17 protein-coding genes and 1 pseudogene are annotated in these 17,133 nt (G+C 72.6%); 9 read left to right on the forward strand and 9 right to left on the reverse strand.

Annotated elements, in window-relative coordinates:
- Both ACH499_RS15335 and ACH499_RS15340 read left to right on the forward strand, forming a co-directional pair.
- Positions 1 to 519, forward strand: a pseudogene (locus ACH499_RS15335) (ATP-dependent helicase); the annotation flags it as partial.
- 138 nt (positions 520 to 657) lie between these two features.
- The gene (locus ACH499_RS15340) at positions 658 to 1,530 is read left to right on the forward strand and encodes an alpha/beta fold hydrolase (RefSeq protein ID WP_399016115.1); all 873 of its coding nucleotides are present in this window, start codon (positions 658 to 660) and stop codon (positions 1,528 to 1,530) included.
- Positions 1,531 to 1,546: 16 nt separating this feature from the next.
- Here the strand turns inward: ACH499_RS15340 and ACH499_RS15345 are convergent, their stop codons facing one another.
- Positions 1,547 to 2,452, reverse strand: a complete 906-nt coding sequence (locus tag ACH499_RS15345; protein ID WP_356199903.1) for an NYN domain-containing protein — start codon at positions 2,450 to 2,452, stop codon at positions 1,547 to 1,549.
- Positions 2,453 to 2,687: 235 nt separating this feature from the next.
- Between ACH499_RS15345 and ACH499_RS15350 the strand changes: the two genes are divergently transcribed.
- Positions 2,688 to 2,840, forward strand: a complete 153-nt coding sequence (locus tag ACH499_RS15350) for a hypothetical protein (RefSeq protein ID WP_356199645.1) — start codon at positions 2,688 to 2,690, stop codon at positions 2,838 to 2,840.
- Between the two features lie 79 nt (positions 2,841 to 2,919).
- Here ACH499_RS15350 and ACH499_RS15355 read toward each other — a convergent pair whose 3' ends face one another.
- The 3 genes from ACH499_RS15355 to ACH499_RS15365 form a co-directional block, all read right to left on the reverse strand.
- Positions 2,920 to 3,525: a MarC family protein gene (locus tag ACH499_RS15355; protein ID WP_399016118.1), complete on the reverse strand. Its 606-nt coding sequence runs from the start codon at positions 3,523 to 3,525 to the stop codon at positions 2,920 to 2,922.
- A gap of 72 nt (positions 3,526 to 3,597) precedes the next feature.
- A complete protein-coding gene (locus ACH499_RS15360; protein WP_399016120.1) occupies positions 3,598 to 4,455 on the reverse strand; it encodes a PHP domain-containing protein in 858 nt (285 codons plus the stop codon).
- Positions 4,456 to 4,639: 184 nt separating this feature from the next.
- Positions 4,640 to 5,281, reverse strand: a complete 642-nt coding sequence (locus tag ACH499_RS15365; RefSeq protein ID WP_356199649.1) for a DUF6758 family protein — start codon at positions 5,279 to 5,281, stop codon at positions 4,640 to 4,642.
- A 170-nt stretch (positions 5,282 to 5,451) separates the two neighbouring features.
- Between ACH499_RS15365 and ACH499_RS15370 the strand changes: the two genes are divergently transcribed.
- Positions 5,452 to 6,675 carry an MFS transporter gene (locus ACH499_RS15370; RefSeq protein ID WP_356199650.1) on the forward strand — a complete coding sequence of 408 codons (1,224 nt, stop codon included), beginning with the start codon at positions 5,452 to 5,454 and terminating at the stop codon, positions 6,673 to 6,675.
- Positions 6,676 to 6,705: 30 nt separating this feature from the next.
- On the opposite strand, the gene ACH499_RS15375 is transcribed toward ACH499_RS15370, so the two are convergent.
- Positions 6,706 to 7,302: a suppressor of fused domain protein gene (locus tag ACH499_RS15375; protein ID WP_399016123.1), complete on the reverse strand. Its 597-nt coding sequence runs from the start codon at positions 7,300 to 7,302 to the stop codon at positions 6,706 to 6,708.
- A gap of 505 nt (positions 7,303 to 7,807) precedes the next feature.
- On the opposite strand from ACH499_RS15375, the gene ACH499_RS15380 reads away from it, so the two are divergent.
- On the forward strand, positions 7,808 to 8,923 hold the full coding sequence (locus ACH499_RS15380) for a magnesium and cobalt transport protein CorA (RefSeq protein ID WP_399016126.1): 1,116 nt from the start codon (positions 7,808 to 7,810) through the stop codon (positions 8,921 to 8,923).
- Positions 8,924 to 8,956: 33 nt separating this feature from the next.
- Complete coding sequence (locus ACH499_RS15385) at positions 8,957 to 9,469, forward strand: hypothetical protein (protein WP_399016128.1); 513 nt, start codon at positions 8,957 to 8,959, stop codon at positions 9,467 to 9,469.
- Between the two features lie 15 nt (positions 9,470 to 9,484).
- Here the strand turns inward: ACH499_RS15385 and ACH499_RS15390 are convergent, their stop codons facing one another.
- Positions 9,485 to 10,222: a hypothetical protein gene (locus tag ACH499_RS15390; RefSeq protein WP_356199656.1), complete on the reverse strand. Its 738-nt coding sequence runs from the start codon at positions 10,220 to 10,222 to the stop codon at positions 9,485 to 9,487.
- Between the two features lie 213 nt (positions 10,223 to 10,435).
- On the opposite strand from ACH499_RS15390, the gene ACH499_RS15395 reads away from it, so the two are divergent.
- Genes ACH499_RS15395 through ACH499_RS15405 form a run of 3 tightly spaced genes read left to right on the forward strand, consistent with a single transcriptional unit; the run spans position 10,436 to position 13,501 of the window.
- Complete coding sequence (locus tag ACH499_RS15395; RefSeq protein ID WP_399016131.1) at positions 10,436 to 11,731, forward strand: magnesium transporter MgtE N-terminal domain-containing protein; 1,296 nt, start codon at positions 10,436 to 10,438, stop codon at positions 11,729 to 11,731.
- Positions 11,721 to 12,323, forward strand: coding sequence for a DUF1003 domain-containing protein (locus ACH499_RS15400; RefSeq protein WP_356199660.1), 603 nt, complete (start codon positions 11,721 to 11,723; stop codon positions 12,321 to 12,323). Before ACH499_RS15395 ends, ACH499_RS15400 begins: the two co-directional genes overlap by 11 nt.
- A gap of 44 nt (positions 12,324 to 12,367) precedes the next feature.
- Positions 12,368 to 13,501 carry an Mrp/NBP35 family ATP-binding protein gene (locus ACH499_RS15405; RefSeq protein WP_356199661.1) on the forward strand — a complete coding sequence of 378 codons (1,134 nt, stop codon included), beginning with the start codon at positions 12,368 to 12,370 and terminating at the stop codon, positions 13,499 to 13,501.
- 91 nt (positions 13,502 to 13,592) lie between these two features.
- Here ACH499_RS15405 and ACH499_RS15410 read toward each other — a convergent pair whose 3' ends face one another.
- From ACH499_RS15410 to ACH499_RS15420, 3 genes are all read right to left on the reverse strand, one after another.
- Positions 13,593 to 14,264, reverse strand: coding sequence for a hypothetical protein (locus ACH499_RS15410; protein WP_356199663.1), 672 nt, complete (start codon positions 14,262 to 14,264; stop codon positions 13,593 to 13,595).
- Between the two features lie 185 nt (positions 14,265 to 14,449).
- Complete coding sequence (locus ACH499_RS15415; protein WP_356199665.1) at positions 14,450 to 14,902, reverse strand: sec-independent translocase; 453 nt, start codon at positions 14,900 to 14,902, stop codon at positions 14,450 to 14,452.
- Positions 14,903 to 15,050: 148 nt separating this feature from the next.
- Positions 15,051 to 17,093: a trypsin-like peptidase domain-containing protein gene (locus ACH499_RS15420; protein WP_399016135.1), complete on the reverse strand. Its 2,043-nt coding sequence runs from the start codon at positions 17,091 to 17,093 to the stop codon at positions 15,051 to 15,053.
- Positions 17,094 to 17,133 lie beyond the last annotated feature (40 nt).

Consider the following 17,133-nt stretch of genomic DNA (forward strand, 5'->3'; position numbering starts at 1 on the left):
GCCGCCAAGGTCGCGCAGGCTCCCGAGGCCGCCGAGGCCCCGGAGGCCGAGGCCAAGCCGCGCCGCACCCGCAAGACCGCGGCCGCCAAGGCGGAGACCGCCGCCGACACGGCCGCCGACACCGCCGAGGCGACGGACGCCAAGCCCCGCCGGACCCGCAAGACCGCCGCCAAGGTCGCGCAGGCTCCCGAGGCCGCCGAGGCCCCGGAGGCCGAGGCCAAGCCGCGCCGCACCCGCAAGACCGCGGCCGCCAAGGCGGAAGCCGCCGCCGACACCGCCGAGGCCACGGAGACCAAGTCGCGCCGACGCACCCGCAAGGCCGCCGACACCGCCGAAGCCACCGCCGGCATCCCGGCCCAGGCCTCGCAGGAGCCGGAGGCCGCCCCGCGGCGCCGGACCCGCAAGGCCGCCGCGGCTCCCGTCGACGGCGCCGAAGCGGCCGAGGCGAAGCCGAAGGTCCGCCGCACCCGCAAGGCGGCCGCCGCCGCCACGCAGCCCGCGGAGTCGGCCGAGAGCTGATCCCCCGCTCACCCGGCCGCCGGCCCGGTCCCGCGATCCACGCGGGGCCGGGCCGGCGTCGTCGTCCCCTGTCCGCGCGGCACCCCTTGGGCCCACCGTGAGTCGGCCCGGCGTCCCCGGGCCGGATAGCCTCTGCCCGTGAGCACGAACGCCAGTTTCACCCAGCCCCCCGGTGCCCGCGCCTACCGGCTGAGTACCGCACGCGGTGAGTTCGCCGTCGTCGACTCACCCGTGGCCGGCGGCGGTGAGCCGAAGGGGGTCGTGCTGATGCTGCCGGGGTTCACCGGCAGCAAGGAGGACTTCACTCTGCTGCACGAACCGCTGGCCGAGCGCGGGTACCGCACGGTCGCCGTGGACGGGCGCGGCCAGTACGAGTCCGACGGCCCCGAGCACGACGAGGCCGGCTACGCCCGGGACGAGCTGGCACGGGACGTGCACGCGCAGGTCGCGGCGCTCGGGACGCGCGTGCACCTGCTCGGGCACTCCCTGGGCGGCCAGATCGCCCGCGCCGCCGTGCTCCTCGACCACTCCCCCTTCCTCTCCCTCACCCTGATGTCGTCGGGCCCGGCGCGGATCTCGGTCTCCCAGCAGCAGCGCGTGAAGCTCCTGCGGGACGCGCTGGAGACCATGACGATGGCCGAGGTCTGGAACGTGATGCAGGCGATGGGCCCGCCCGAGGAGGTCGGCGGCCCGGTCCGCGGCCCCGGCGACCAGGAGCGGCTGCGCGACCGCTGGCTCGGCACGAGGCCCGCGCAGCTCCTCGCCACGGGACGCCAGTTGTGCACCGAGCCGGACAGGGTCGCGGAACTGGCCGCGGTTCCGCTGGCGGTCCACGTGATCTCGGGCGCCTACGACGACACCTGGCCGGTGCCCCTCCTGGACGAGATGGCGGTACGGCTGGACGCGCGCCGGACGGTGATCGAGGGGGCCGAGCACTCGCCGAACACGGACCAGCCGCCGGCGACGGCCCGCGCCCTCGCCGACTTCTGGGACGACGTCCCGGCGCGGTGAGCGGACGGCGGTCCGGCTAGTACTGCGCCCGCAGGTGCTCCCAGAAGCCGTCCCGCAGCGCCCGGCGCAGGTCGGCCTGGCCGCGCAGCGAGTACTGCAGCAGTCCCTCGGCCTCCACCAGCAGGTCCTGGTCCACCGAGCCGGGGAGGTAGGGGTGGCCGGGGAGCAGTTCCATCAGGGACTCGCGGCCCCGCGCCGCCAGCCACTTCGCCGCGATCTGCGCACCCACGAAGCGGACGTCCTCGCGGGCCGGCCGGGCCGCGCCCGTCGCCTCGAAGGCCTGGGCCGTGCGCCGGGAGACGTACGGCTTGAAGAACTCGAGGTCGAACGTGCGCTGGCTGTCGACCTCCCAGAGCAGCGGTTCGGCCTGGTTACGGCCCTCGGGGGCCTCGATGCCCCACAGGTGGACGCGGGCACCGTAGCCCTGGGCGGCCTCGACCGCGGACACCAGGTCCTCGTCGCCGCCGAGCAGGGCCGCGTCGCTGATGGCGCGGTGCCGGGCGAGGGACTCCAGGTCGGAGCGGATGAGGGAGTCGACGCCCTTCTGCTGGTTGTTGGCGTTGAGGTTGCCCAGGCGGACCTTGACGTCCGGCAGCTCGGCGATGGACTGCTGCTCGGCGGTGTGGATGCGGCGCCGGGCGCCGTCGTACCAGTAGACCCGCAGCAGACGGCTGTCGGCGAAGATCGTGCGGGCCTTGTCGATGAGCGCGTCGATCAGTCCCTCGGCGTCCAGGTCGAAGGCCCTGCGGTCCTCGGTCCCCGCGACCAGGCGGCCCGCCGCCGCGTAGAGGTACCCGGCGTCCACGAAGATCGCGTGGGTCGAGGGCGTCTTCGCCACCTCGGCGAGCATGCGCTGCAGCAGCTCGTTGGTCGCTTCGATGCGGGCGTTCAGGGACGCGAGGTCGTCGTTCATCACGTCCATTGTCCCGGCGGTCACGCTGCGAACACAACCGGTCCCGGTCAGTCTTGTGCCATGCGCAGATCGCTCCGAAACGGTCTCCTTACGTGTCAGTAATTAGATGTTCGAAAAATTTCCTTAGCGTAGGGAATGTTCCCGGCCCCCGGCCCGTTGACCCGTATGGACGCCCGGGCACCGACGATCCGGGGTCCGCACGAGTAGTTCTCCTCAGGAGGATGACCAGATCAAGGGAGAGGCCATGCGCTTTGAAGTCATGCGACTCGACGACGTCGACGGCACGCCCGTGGACACCACCGTCGTGGACGCCGCCTCCGTCAACCGAATCGTCCAGCAGGCGGCCGCCATCGGGCAGCGCCTGTGGATCCGCCCGGCCGACACGCCGACCCTGTAGCGCGTAGCGCCGCACACGCCGCGAGCCCCCGTACGGCACCTTCACCGGTGCCGGGCGGGGGCTCTGCCGTGGCCGGGGCTCAGGCGCCCCGGATCACCTGCGTGACGCCGTTGATGATCTGCTGCACGGCGATCGCGGAGAGCATCATGCCCGCGAGGCGGGTCACCAGGACGACGCCGCCGTCCTTGATGACGCGGATGATGAGCAGCGAGTACCGCATCACCAGCCACAGCACCACGTGGATGGCGAGGATCGCCGACCACACCGAGACCTGCGCGGTCACGCTGTCGGCCTTCTGCACGGCCAGGATGACCGACACGATCGCACCGGGCCCGGCCAGCAGGGGCATGCCCAGCGGCACCAGCGCGACGTTGACGTCCTTGGTCTGCTTGGGCTCGTCCGTCTTGCCGGTGAGCAGGTCGAGCGCGATCAGCAGGAGCAGCAGCCCGCCCGCGATCATCAGCGCGGGCACGGACACGTGCAGGTAGTCCAGGATCTGGTGCCCGAGCAGGCCGAACACCGTGATCACTCCGCCGGCCACGCAGACGGCCTGGAACGCCATCCGCTTCTGCATCTTGGCGGGCCGGCCGGCGGTAAGGGCCAGGAAGATCGGGGTGATCCCGGGGGGATCCATGATGACGAAGAGGGTCAGGAAGAGGGAGCCGAAGACGGCGAGGTCGAACATGAGCGTGACAAAGCCTTGCGATGACAGGAACAACGAACGGGGATGCGGTGCGGGAGCGGCGCGAAGCGGCCCTCAGGCTCCGCCGGCCCCCGGCACGGGGAACGCCCCGAACGCCCGCCGTGTGATCTCCCCGTACACGTCGGGGTCGGTCGTGTACTCGCCGAGCACACAGGTCTTCCGGCTGCCGTGGTAGTCGCTGGACCCGGTCACCAGCAGCCCCAGCTCCGCGGCGAGCCCCCGCAGCCGCGCGCGGGTGTCCGCGTCGTGGTCCATGTGGTCGACCTCGATGCCGTCGAGCCCGGCGGCGGCCAGCTCCGCGACGGCGGACTCCGGGACCGTCCGCCCGCGCTTCGCGGCGGCGGGGTGCGCGAACACGGCGACACCGCCGGCACCCTTGATCAGCCGCAGCGCCTCGAACGGGTCGGTCTCGTGCTTCTCGACGTAGGCCCGGCCGCCGTCGGCCAGCCACTCCTCGGTGAAGGCGTCGCTCACGGTCGGCACGACGCCGAGCTCCACGAGCGCGGAGGCCACGTGCGGGCGCCCGACCGAGCCCCCGCCGGCGATCCGCGCGACCTGCTCCCAGGAGACGGGCACACCGAGCGCCTGGAGCTTGGCGACCATGCTCCGGGCCCGCGGCACCCGGTCGTCGCGGACCAGCTCGCGCTCGGCGAGCAGCGCGGGCTCCTCGGGGTCGAAGAGGTAGGCCAGCATGTGCATGCTGACGCCGTCGAGACGGCAGGAGAGTTCGGCGCCGGTGACCAGCGTCAGCCCCTCGGGCAGCGCGGCGACGGCCTCGGCGTGTCCGCGGGTGGTGTCGTGATCGGTCAGCGCGACGACGTCCAGCCCGGCCGCGGCGGCCTTGCGCACCAGTTCGGCAGGGGTGTCCGTGCCGTCGGACGCGGTGGAGTGGGTGTGCAGATCGATGCGCACGACGCTGACTCCAGGGCGATGACGGGACGGAAGGGGACGCTCAAGGATAACCGGATTTTCCACCCCTGATGTCACACCCGCAGCGGCCCTGCGCCCCCTACGCACACGGGTTCACCCGGCGTGGTGCCCCGCCCCCCTTCGCGCACCGGGCCGGGTACGCGCGCACGGGCGAGCCCCGCGCCCCTCAGGGCGAGATCAGCCGCGGCGACAGCGCACCGCACGGCACCAGGTCTATCTCGGCCCCGGCGTCCCGCAGGTCGGTGAGCACCAGCTCGTCGTACATCAGCAGCCCCGACTGCTCGGGCCACAGGACGGCCCACAGCCACATCCCGAGCGCCTCCCCCGCGAACACCGCGCGGTCGCTCGGGGCGCCGGAGACATGCCACAGGGGGGTCGGACGGCCGGCGGCGAGCACCTTGGCCTGCGGCGGCTTCTCGACGTTCAGATAGGGACCGGGGTCGGGGGCGTCGATGCCCGCGTACCGCGCGCCGAGCCCGACGCCCAGTTCCTCGGCCACCAGGATCAGCTCACCCGGACCACCGAGCGGGCCCGGCCCCGAGCAGGCCACGGCGGTGGCCCGGCCGCCGCTGCGGTCGTCGCCCGCGCAGGCCACGCCGGTGAACAGCCAGCCCACCGGCAGGGGCCACGGCATCCACACCGGGACCTGGGTGCGGTGCACCACGACGCCGAGCGCCTCGACGCTGGGCGGGATCACGGGCTGCAGCGGATACACCGTGCCGTGCACGTCGCACTGCCAGGAATCGGCGAAGAGGCCGGGAGCCCTGACCCGGCCACCACACTTCGGGCAACTGGGTTCGCCCCTCATACAGCCCCACGGTCCTACCCTCACTCCCCCACGTCAAGGACGATCACCCATCCGAGCGGAACAGGCGGCCGGCGAAACTAGATGCGTGTTGCATTAATTAGCCACACTAACTTAGTGTGTGTATACGCCAACCATCACGCCATCCCTCTCCTGTCCGCATTGGAGCAACCATGGACCCCTTCGACGCGGGTGCGGGCGGCATCCTGCGACAGCCCAAGGCCGTATGGGCGACCGCCGGTGCGTCCGTCGTCGCCTTCATGGGCATCGGGCTCGTCGACCCGATCCTGCCGTCCATCGCCAAGGGCCTGGACGCGAGCCCCAGCCAGGTCTCCCTGCTGTTCACCTCGTACTTCCTGATCACGGCCGTCGCCATGCTGGTCACGGGCTTCGTCTCCAGCCGCATCGGCGGACGCAAGACCCTGCTGCTCGGCCTCGCCTTCGTCGTGGTCTTCGCGGGCCTGGCGGGCACCTCCGACACCGTCGGCCAGCTCGTCGGCTACCGGGCGGGCTGGGGACTGGGCAACGCCCTGTTCGTCTCGACGGCCCTCGCGGTCATCGTCGGCGCGGCGGCCGGCGGCAGCGCCGCGGCGATCCTGCTGTACGAGTCCGCCCTCGGCCTCGGCATGGCCTGCGGCCCGCTGCTGGGCGCGCTGCTCGGCGACGCGAGCTGGCGCTACCCCTTCTTCGGCACCGCGTTCCTGATGGCGATCGGCTTCCTGTGCATCACGGTGTTCCTGAAGGAGCAGCCGAAGCCGGCCCGCAGGACGTCCCTGCTGGACCCGGTCAGGGCGCTCGGCCACGGGGGCCTCGCCTCCGCCGCCGTGTCGGCGTTCTTCTACAACTACACGTTCTTCACCGTGCTGGCCTTCACGCCGTTCGTGCTGAACATGACCCCGTACAAGTCCGGTGCCGTGTTCTTCGCCTGGGGCGTGCTGCTGGCCGTCTTCTCGGTCCTGGTGGCACCGCGCATGCAGAGGCGGTTCGGCTCGCTGAAGGTGCTCGGCGGCTCACTGGTGCTGCTCGCCGCCGACGTACTGGTCCTCGGGTACGGCAACCACACGGCGGCGATCGTGTGCACCGTCCTGTCAGGTGCCTTCATCGGCGTGAACAACACCGTCTACACCGAGCTGGCCCTCGGCGTCTCGGACGCGCCGCGCCCGGTGGCGAGCGCCGGGTACAACTTCGTGCGCTGGTTCGCGGCCGCCGCCGCGCCGTACTTCGCGCCGAAGATCGAGGAGTGGACCGACGTCCACGTCCCGTTCGTGGTGGCCGCGGTCACCGCCGTGCTGGGCGCGGCCGTGGTCGTCGTACGGCGCCGCGCGCTCACCCACACGGCCGTGGAACTGGAGCCGAGGCACGCGACCGAGGACGGGGTCACCGTCTTCGCCGACTGAGCCGCGGCCCACGGCACTTGGTGAGTTGCGTCACTCCAGCGGGACGGACCTGCGGGACGGGTCCCGCAGGTCCGTCCCCTGGGTCAGCCAGCGCTCCTGGAGTGCCTGCGCGCCGTGCACCCGCTTCCAGGCGGCCTCGTTGGGCGTCATCGGCAGCAGCGGCAGGAACCGTACGGGGTCCAGCGGCGCGTCCAGCTCCAGGTCCTCCACCAGACCGCCCGGCTCGGCGACCAGCACCGAGGTGAAGGGGGCGCCGGGCCACAGCGGCTCGCCGACGTCCAGGGAGGCGCCGGGGGCCACGACGACACCCTCGACCTGCGGGGACGCGGCCAGCACGGCCAGCGGACGGAGCACCTTGTCGGTGTCGGCGACGCCCGCGCGGACGGAGAGGACCAGCTCGGCGCGGGGGCCCTTGACCGGGTCGGCGAGGACCGCCGTGGGGTCGGACATGGGCTGCGCGGACATGCCGAGGGTGGCGTAGCGGACGATGTCGCCCTCCGGGCCGCCGGCGGGGAAGCGCAGCACCTCGATGCGGTCGGTGCCGAGGAAGGTGACCGCCGCGCGCGCGTCCGGTTCGCCCAGTGCCGTACGCAGCCGGGCCTCGACCAGAGGAAGAACATCAGCCATGCGGCGAGCATAGAACTCGTCAGTACGCGGCAAAGCGGCACCTTGACACGTCGGGTGACTGATACTCTGGGCCAGCGATTCTGGGGCAGCCCGCTGAAGCGGTGCGATCACCGCCCCGACGCTGGGAACACTCCCCTACGGGGAACCCCTTCAAACAAGGGGTATGGATCGTCCCTCACGAGGGACCGGCCGGAGGAGGTGGGCGGCATGGACCGAAGTCGACCGTGCAGTACCACTCGCTCTTCCCGCCGCTGACGCAGTAGCTCCGGCTCTTCCCGCCGCCGCTCTCTGCCCGCGCGCTTCTCCACGGAAGAGCACTTCGTCTCGTATTGCCTGATCTGCCTGCCTGCGACAGCAGTCTGAATCAGCAGTGAAGCCGGCCACCGCGACGGTGCGGTGCCCCCCGCTTTGTGGACGCGCCGAGCACGCGTGGTCTGGACGTCCTCATTCCGGGTGGTTCCACCCTTCGCCGGCACGCTCGCTGCCCGTAGCGAAGGAGCCTGCCATGTCGATGATCCGTGACCTGCGCGCCGCGGTCCGCCCGTCCCGCGTCTCGCTGCGCAAGGACAGCGGCCCCTACGACACCACCCGGGACCCGGAGACCGCTTCCGCCGTCGTCGACTGCGCCGTCTACCGCGACGGCACCCGCGTGCCCTCGGACACGCCGCTGAGCCCGCACCGGGCGATGCGCCAGGTGCGCCGCGACGGCGGCTTCGTGTGGATCGGCCTGCACGAGCCCACCGAGGACGAATTCGCCGGCATCGCGCGGGAGTTCGGGCTGCACCCGCTGGCCGTCGAGGACGCCGTCCAGGCCCACCAGCGGCCCAAGCTGGAGCGCTACGACGACTCCCTGTTCACCGTCTTCAAGACCGTCCACTACGTCGACCACGACGAGCTCACCGCGAACAGCCAGGTCGTCGAGACCGGCGAGGTGATGTGCTTCACCGGGCGGGACTTCTTCATCACCGTGCGGCACGGCGGGCAGGGCTCGCTGCGCGCGCTGCGCCACCGGCTCCAGGACGACCCCGAGCTGCTGCTCAAGGGCCCCTCCGCGGTGCTGCACGCCATCGCCGACCACGTGGTCGACGGGTACATCGCGGTCGCCGACGCCGTGCAGGACGACATCGACGAGGTCGAGACGGAGGTCTTCTCGCCGGGCCGCAAGGGCACCCCGCGCGGCACCGACGCCGGCCGGATCTACCAACTCAAGCGCGAGGTGCTGGAGTTCAAGCGGGCGGTGGCTCCTCTGCTGCGGCCCATGCAGCTCCTCAGCGAGCGGCCGATGCGGCTGATCGACCCGGAGATCCAGAAGTACTTCCGGGACGTCGCCGACCACGTGGCCCGGGTGCAGGAGCAGGTCATCGGCTTCGACGAGCTGCTGAACTCCATCCTCCAGGCCAACCTCGCCCAGGCGTCCGTCGCGCAGAACGAGGACATGCGCAAGATCACCTCGTGGGCCGCGATCATCGCCGTGCCGACGATGGTGTGCGGGGTGTACGGCATGAACTTCGACTACATGCCCGAGACGCACTGGAAGTTCGGCTACCCGATGGTCCTGTCGATCACGGTCGTCATCTGTCTGGGCATCCACCGCACCCTCAAGCGCAACGGCTGGCTCTGAGGCCGCCGCCGGGCGCCTGGATAGGCTGACCGCATGACACGCGAGCTGCTCGACCAGGCCCTCGTCGAGGAGGCCACGAAGAAGTCCGGCCTCATCTGGGTCAAGGGCCCCGGGGTGCCCGCCCGTGCGCTGTGGCACGTCTGGCACGAGGGCGCGGCCTGCGTCGTCGGCGACGGGCCGGGCGAGCAGCCGCTGCCGGGGCTGGCCGACGGGGCCGCGGCCGAGGTGACCGTGCGCAGCAAGGACAAGGGGGGCCGGCTGGTCTCCTGGGCGGCGAAGGTCGTGGAGCTGCCCTCGGGATCCGAGGCGTGGCAGGCGGCGGTCGCCGACCTCAAGGGCAAGCGGCTGAACGCCCCGGACGGCGAGGCGATGACCGACCGCTGGGCCCGTGAGTGCCGGGTGCTGCGGCTGGAGCCGACGGGGACGCTCGCGCCGCTGCCCGACGGTTCGCTGGCCGAGGCGCCGCTGCCGAGCCCGGCGACGACGCGGGAGCCGGCCCCGGCGGGGCTGCCGCGGCTGCTGCTGAAGAAGCGGCGCCGCCGGTAGCCGGGGCGGCGGGGGTCAGGACGTCGGCAACTGCTTGCCGTAGTCGAGGGTGTCGTCCTTGGCCGGCTCGGTGAGCGGGAAGTCCTTGTTCCAGTCCGAGAAGCTGAGCGTGCCCGCGCTGCCCGCCCGCGTCAGGCGCAGCGGATAGGGCGTGCCCTCCAGGGAGACGTCCAGCGATCCGCCGGATCCCTTGTCACCGGTGATCCGGACGGTGCGGACGCCCGCCTGCTCGTGCCGGCCGTCCGTCTCGACCGTGCCGTGCAGGGTCAGCAGTCCGTCGAGGAGGACGTCCTTGTCGGTGAAGCCGCTGAACTTCTGGTACGCCGGGTCGCCCTCGGGCACCTTCACGTACTTGTCGGCGAGCTTCTCGGCCGCGGCCGCGTCGCCGCCGTCGTGGCTCCAGAATCCGGCGTCGGCCTTGAGGAAGAGCTGGTCGCCGACCCTCAGCAGCCCGAACGTGGCGCCCTCGGCGGCGACCGACCCGGTGCCGCCGTCGGACTTCAGACGCATGTCGAGGGTGTACGTGCTGCCGCCGGCGGCCACCGTGCCGTGCAGCCGTACCGCTCCGGCGGCCTCGGCGGCGGCGCGGGTCTTGGCCTGGATCTTCTGGGCGGAGAGCTTGCCGACCCCGTTGGTGCCCGCGTCCGGGTCCTCGCTGCTGCATCCCGTCAGCCCCGCTCCCGTCACGGCCAGGGCGCACACGGCGCCCAGCCAAGCGGCCCTGCGGAGTCGGCGCCGGGGAGTCACGGTCACAGGTGGTGCTGCCTTTCTGACGGAGGTCCAAGCGGCGTACGGCAGCGTACCGGGGTGGCGTGCCCCGGCCGGAGCCAGACCGTCCGGACCGGCCGCCGGAGCGGACCTCTTCGGGACGGGCTAGCCTGAAGGCCGTCCGAGCGGGCAATCCGGAAAAGAGACACCGTACGAAACACCTCTTACGGACCGACCGACGAAAAGGAGCCGCGGGCCATGGCAGCGGGCGCCCCCCGGATCTTCGTCTCCCACCTCTCCGCCATCGCCGTCTTCGACCCGGCCGGCGACCAGGTGGGGCGGGTGCGCGACGTCGTCGTCATGCTGCGCGTCGGCCGCAAGCCCCCGCGGGTGCTCGGCCTGGTCGTCGAACTCTCCACGCGCCGCCGCATCTTCCTGCCGATGACGCGGGTCACCGGGATCGAGTCGGGCCAGGTCATCACCACCGGGGTGGTCAACGTCCGGCGGTTCGAGCAGCGGCCCACCGAGCGTCTCGTCTTCGGCGAGCTGCTCGACCGTCGGGTGACGCTCACCGGCACCGGCGAGGAGGTCACCGTCCTGGACCTGTCGGTGCAGCAGTTGCCGGCCCGCCGGGACTGGGAGATCGACAAGGTGTTCGTCCGCAAGGGTCGCAAGGGCGGCGCGTTCCGGCGCAGCAAGGGGGAGACGCTGACCGTGGAGTGGTCCGGCGTCACCGGTTTCTCGCTGGAGGAGCACGGGCAGGGCGCCGAGAACCTGCTCGCCACCTTCGAGCAGCTCCGCCCCGCCGACCTCGCCAACGTGCTGCACCACCTGTCGGCCAAGCGCCGCGCCGAGGTCGCCGCCGCCCTCGACGACGACCGCCTGGCCGACGTGCTGGAGGAGCTGCCCGAGGACGACCAGATCGAGATCCTCGGCAAGCTCAAGGAGGAGCGTGCGGCGGACGTGCTGGAGGCGATGGATCCGGACGACGCGGCCGACCTGCTCGGGGAGCTCCCGGAGGCCGACAAGGAGCGGCTGCTGAGCCTGATGCAGCCCGGCGACGCGGCCGACATGCGGCGCCTGATGGCGTACGAGGAGCACACGGCCGGCGGTCTGATGACGACCGAGCCGATCGTGCTGCGGCCCGACGCGACCGTCGCCGACGCCCTGGCCCGCATCCGCAATCCCGACCTGTCGCCGGCGCACGCCGCGCAGGTCTACGTGTGCCGTCCGCCCGAGGAGACGCCGACCGGCAAGTACCTCGGCACGGTGCACTTCCAGCGGCTGCTGCGCGACCCCCCGTACACCCTGGTCGGCTCGATCCTCGACGACGACCTCCAGCCCCTGGAGCCGGACGCCGCGCTGCCGGTGGTCGCCGGGTTCTTCGCCACGTACGACATGGTGGCGGCGCCGGTGGTCGACGAGTCGGGGTCGCTGCTCGGCGCGATCACCGTGGACGACGTACTGGACCACATGCTGCCGGACGACTGGCGGGAGACCGAGTACCACCTCGACGAGGACGAGGCGGCGGAGGTGAGTGCCGATGGTGCCTGAGCGCGAGACGACGACCCGTGAACGCGCGGTGTCGGGGGCCACCGCGGCCTCCCGCCCGCGCGGCGCCCGTCTGGACCAGCCCCGGCCGCCGCGCCGCCGGCTCCTGCCCGAGTGGGACCCTGAGGCCTTCGGGCGGCTGTCGGAGCGCATCGCGCGCTTCCTGGGCACCGGACGGTTCATCGTCTGGATGACGGTCGTCATCATCGTCTGGGTGCTGTGGAACGTGTCCGTGCCGGGCAGCCTGCGGTTCGACGAGTACCCGTTCATCTTCCTGACGCTGGCGCTCTCGCTCCAGGCCTCCTACGCGGCCCCGCTGATCCTGCTCGCGCAGAACCGGCAGGACGACCGGGACCGGGTGAATCTGGAGCAGGACCGCAAGCAGAACGAGCGGTCGATCGCCGACACCGAGTATCTGACGCGTGAGATCGCCGCCCTGCGCATCGGCCTCGGGGAGGTCGCCACGCGGGACTGGATCCGCTCCGAGCTCCAGGACCTGATCAAGGAGATGGAGGAGCGGCAGAACGGCCATCACCGCGGTGAGGGCGTATTCCCGGCGGACCGGACCGCCGGGCGTGACGTACACGACCGCTGACGGGGCTTTCCGTGCCCGGTGGGCGGCGCCGTACCATCGTCCCTATGGCTACGGAAGACGCGGTGCGCGAGGCACTGGCGACGGTGAACGACCCCGAGATCAACCGGCCCATCACCGAGCTGGGGATGGTCAAGTCCGTGGAGATCGGCGCGGACGGAGCGGTCGCGGTCGCCGTGTACCTGACCGTCTCCGGCTGCCCGATGCGCGACACCATCACGCAGCGGGTGACCGACGCCGTCTCGCGGGTCGAGGGTGTCACCCGGGTCGACGTCGAGCTGGACGTGATGAGCGACGAGCAGCGCCGTGAGCTGGCCTCCGCGCTGCGCGGCGGCCAGACCGAGCGCGAGGTGCCCTTCGCCAAGCCGGGCAGCCTGACCCGGGTCTACGCGGTCGCCTCCGGCAAGGGCGGCGTCGGCAAGTCGTCGGTGACGGTGAACCTGGCGGCGGCGATGGCGGCCGACGGGCTGAAGGTCGGTGTCGTGGACGCCGACATCTACGGCCACTCCGTGCCGCGCATGCTGGGCGCCGACGGGCGTCCCACCCAGGTCGAGAACATGATCATGCCGCCGTCGGCGAACGGCGTGAAGGTCATCTCCATCGGCATGTTCACCCCGGGCAACGCGCCGGTCGTCTGGCGCGGCCCGATGCTGCACCGCGCGCTCCAGCAGTTCCTGGCGGACGTGTACTGGGGCGACCTGGACGTCCTGCTGCTCGACCTGCCGCCCGGCACCGGCGACATCGCGATCTCGGTCGCGCAGCTCGTGCCGAACGCCGAGATCCTGGTGGTGACGACCCCTCAGCAGGCCGCGGCCGAGGTGGCGGAGCGAGCCGGCGCGATCGCCGTGCAGACCCACCAGAAGATCGTCGGCGTGGTCGAGAACATGTCCGGCCTGCCCTGCCCGCACTGCGGCGAAATGGTCGACGTGTTCGGCACGGGCGGCGGCCAGACGGTCGCCGACGGCCTGACCCGCACGACCGGTGCCTCGGTGCCGGTGCTCGGCTCCATCCCGATCGACGTCCGCCTGCGCGAGGGCGGCGACGACGGCAAGCCGGTCGTGCTGTCCGACCCGGAGTCCCCGGCGGGCGCGGCCCTGCGGTCGATCGCGGGCAAGCTGGGCGGCCGTCAGAGGGGCCTGTCGGGGCTGTCCCTGGGGATCACCCCGAAGAACAAGTTCTAGGCGGCCGGGCCCGCGAGGCCCGCTGCCGAGGGGGCGCCGTGCGTGTGCGGCGCCCCTGCGTCACGTGTACGCGCTCGCGCCTGCGCGAGGCTCACGCGTACGCGGCGATGTCCTTCACCACGGCGAAGGCCAGCCCGTACGCGCTCATCCCCCGGCCGTACGCGCCCAGGTGGACGCCCCGGCCGGTGGTGCCGGCCAGCACCCAGCCGAATGCGGACTCCCGGTAGTGGAAGGGCGTCGGCACGCCGTCCACGGGCAGGGACAGGGTCGTCCAGTCCTCCCCGTCGAGGTCGTCGGCGAGGACCCACGCGGTCTCGGTCTGCTGCTCCAGCCAGTCGTCGCGCAGGGAGTGGTCCATCTGGCCGGGCCAGGTGAAGGACAGCAGTCCGACTCCGGCGAGCCAGGCCGCCGAGGAGACCGAGGTGGCCTCCAGCAGGCCGGTGCCGTCGGCGCTGCGCCGGTCGGGGTTGGCGGCCACGGTCACCACCACCGCGAACTTCTCCTTGGCGTCCTGCTCGTCGCCGGCCACGTGCTCGTTGCGCACGGACGGTTCGTCACCGTGTCCGATCGAGCCGTGTTCCACGGCCCCGTCGGCCGCCGTGCCGACCTGCATGAGCCAGCGCCGCCCCGTGAACGCCTCGTCGAGGCCGTACCAGGGGAAGGGCGCCCGCAGATAGCCGTCGACCGTGCGCCGGGCGGAGGGGACCTGTTGTCCGTCCTCCGCGGCCGGCGCCTGCGCGACCGCCGCGTTCGTCGTCTCCATGTGCCCGGACGCCTCCTCGATCTCGTCGGAGCGGCCCGCCCCCCTTCGGGCGCACTCGTCCCCGCTCCGCACAACAAGTCGGCAGCATAGCCACACCGCTGCGGAGAGCCCGGAAACCGCCCGGCGCGCGGGGCGTTCGGGGGACCGCGTTCAGGCCGAGGGCGACCGGTCCGGGGGAACGGCGATCAGGTGGCGTCCATGTCGAAGGGCGGGCGCTCGTCGCGGGCGGGGGTCTCGGGCTTCTTGGACATGTCGATCTTCTTGGACATGTCGACGGGACCGGGCGCCGTCGAGCCGGACGGCGACGTGCTGGACTCACGGCCGTGGACGGCGTCGGTGACCTCGGCCATCTCCTTCTTCAGGTCGAAGCCGTTGCGGATCTCCTTGAGCCCGAGTTCGTCGTTGTCGAGCTGCTTGCGGATGAACGTCTTGGGGTTGAGGTCCTCGAACTCGAAGTCCTTGAACTCGGGGCCCAGCTCCTCCCGGATGTCCCGCTTGGCGCTGTCCGAGAACTCCCGGATCTTGCGGATCGTCCTGGTCACGTCCTGGATGACCTTCGGGAGCTTGTCCGGACCGAAGACGAGCACGGCGAGGACGACGAGCGTCACCAGCTCGAGTGCGCCTATGTCATTGAACACCTGAAGCTCCTTGGATGTCCGGGCCGCAACCACGGTACCCGTCGATCCCGTCCGCCCGGTACCGTCCCGCGACCCCCGGCCGCGTGTACGCCACCGCTTTCCTGATTGTTTGCCTTACCGGCCCCCTTCGCGGCCCGGTGGGGGCGGCTCAGCCGCCGTCGGAGGAGCCGAGCACCAGTGAGACGTCCCTCTCCCTGCCGTCGCGCTCCACGGTCAGCTCCAGGCGGTCTCCGGGGCGGTGGGCGCGGATCTTGACGATGAGTTCCTCACCGGAGTGCACGCGCTGGCCGTCCACCTCGGTGATCACGTCCCCGGACCTGATGCCGGCCTTGGCGCCGGGGCCGCCCGCGACGACCGGGGAGCCGCCGTCGCTGCCCTCGGTGCCCACGCGGGCGCCGTCGCCGGAGTAGGCCATGTCGAGGGTGATGCCGATGACCGGGTGGGTCGCCCTGCCGGTGTTGATCAGCTCCTCGGCGACGCGTTTGCCCTGGTTGATCGGGATGGCGAAACCGAGGCCTATGGAACCGGCCTGGCCGCGGTCCGACTCGGCGCCGCCGCCGTCGGCGGACTGGATGGCGGAGTTGATGCCGATGACCCGGCCCCGGGAGTCCAGGAGGGGGCCGCCCGAGTTGCCCGGGTTGATGGGCGCGTCGGTCTGCAGCGCGTCGACGTACGACACGTCGCTGCCGTCGCCCTCCTCGCCGCCCGCCGTGATGGGCCGCTCCTTGGCGCTGATGATGCCGGAGGTGACCGTGCCGGCCAGGTCGAAGGGGGCGCCGATGGCGACGACGGGGTCGCCCACCTGCACGTTGTCGGAGTTGCCGAGCGGCATGGGGGTGAGCCCGCCGACGCCCTTCACCCGCACCACGGCGAGGTCGTAACCGCTGTCGCGGCCGACGACCGTGGCCTCGGCGGTGTCGCCGCTGTTGAAGGTCACGGTGATCTCGCCGCCCTTTCCGGCGGGCTCCACGACGTGGTTGTTGGTGAGGATGTGGCCGCTGCCGTCGAGCACGAAGCCGGTGCCGGTGCCCGCGGCGTCGGCGCCGCTCACGTGCAGCGTCACCACGCCGGGCAGGGCGCGGGCGGCGATCCCGGCGACGCTGTCCGGGGCCCGCTCGGCCGGTTCCTTCCCGGCCTGCGGCAGCTCCACGGACCCCAGGCCGCCGTGCCGCTCCAGGTACGCCCCCACGGCACCGCCGACGCCGCCGGAGACCACGGCGACCAGCACGACGGCGACGAGGAGGGTCCGCTTGGCCCGCCTCTTGCGCTGGTCGCGCGACGGGACGGCGGCGCCGGTCTGCTGCAGCGGGGCGGCGGACGCGGCGGCGGCCCAGGGGTCGTAGCGCTCCCACTGACCGGACGCGGGGGCGCCCGGGGCGCCGGTGCCCTCGTGGGACGGCTTGGACGAGGCGGGCCCGGTGGGAGCCGCGACGGCGGGCGGCGGGGCGTCCGCGTAGGCGGGGTCGGGCACGGGGGTGCCGAGGGAGGCCGCCGGGGGCAGGGGGGCGGGAGCCGTCGTGCCGTGGGCCGGGGTCGCCATGCCGTGGGTCGGCGTCAGCGTGCCGTGCGCCGGGGTCGTCGCCGGGTGCTGGACCGGCGGCGCGGGCGCCCAGGGACCGGGCTCGCCGTAGGGCGGTGTGCTGTACGGGTCGGGCTCGTGCAGGGGCTTCGGTCGCTCGGCGACGGGTGCGGGGACCGGGGGGCCGTCGGCGCCCGGGGCGGCCGGGGCGGGGGCATCCGCGGCGGCTGCGGGGTCGGTGCCCTCGGCGACGGGCGCGGGGGCCCAGGCTTCGGCGACGCCAGGGACAGCGCGAGCGTCGGCCTCCGCATCGGCCACGGAATCGGCGCCCTCGGCCTCAGTGGCGGGCGGGCCACCGGCTGGGGAAGCCGGGGGCTCGGGCGCGTCGGTGCGTGGTGCCGGGACCGCACCGGTGCCGGTGCTGTGCGGCGCCGCTCCGGCGTCCGTCGCCGGACCGGCGGGGCGTGCCGCCGGACCGTCCAGCTCGTAGTCCCCCGCGTCGTCCCGGGCGGGGTCCGCCGGGGCCGCCGAGGGGCGCGCCAGTTCGAAGTCGCCGTTCTCCGCGTCCTGCGCGCCACGCGGGCGGGCCAGCTCGAAGTCGCCGTCGGTGGCGTCCCCGGACGGGCGAGGACGGCTCCACCATTTCGCCTTCGTGGGCTTCCCCTCGTTCATGCTCTCCCCACACCTGGCCGCGGTTCTCGGCTCCAAGGGC

Source organism: Streptomyces sp. NPDC018947 (assembly GCF_044390505.1).
Classification (GTDB): domain Bacteria; phylum Actinomycetota; class Actinomycetes; order Streptomycetales; family Streptomycetaceae; genus Streptomyces.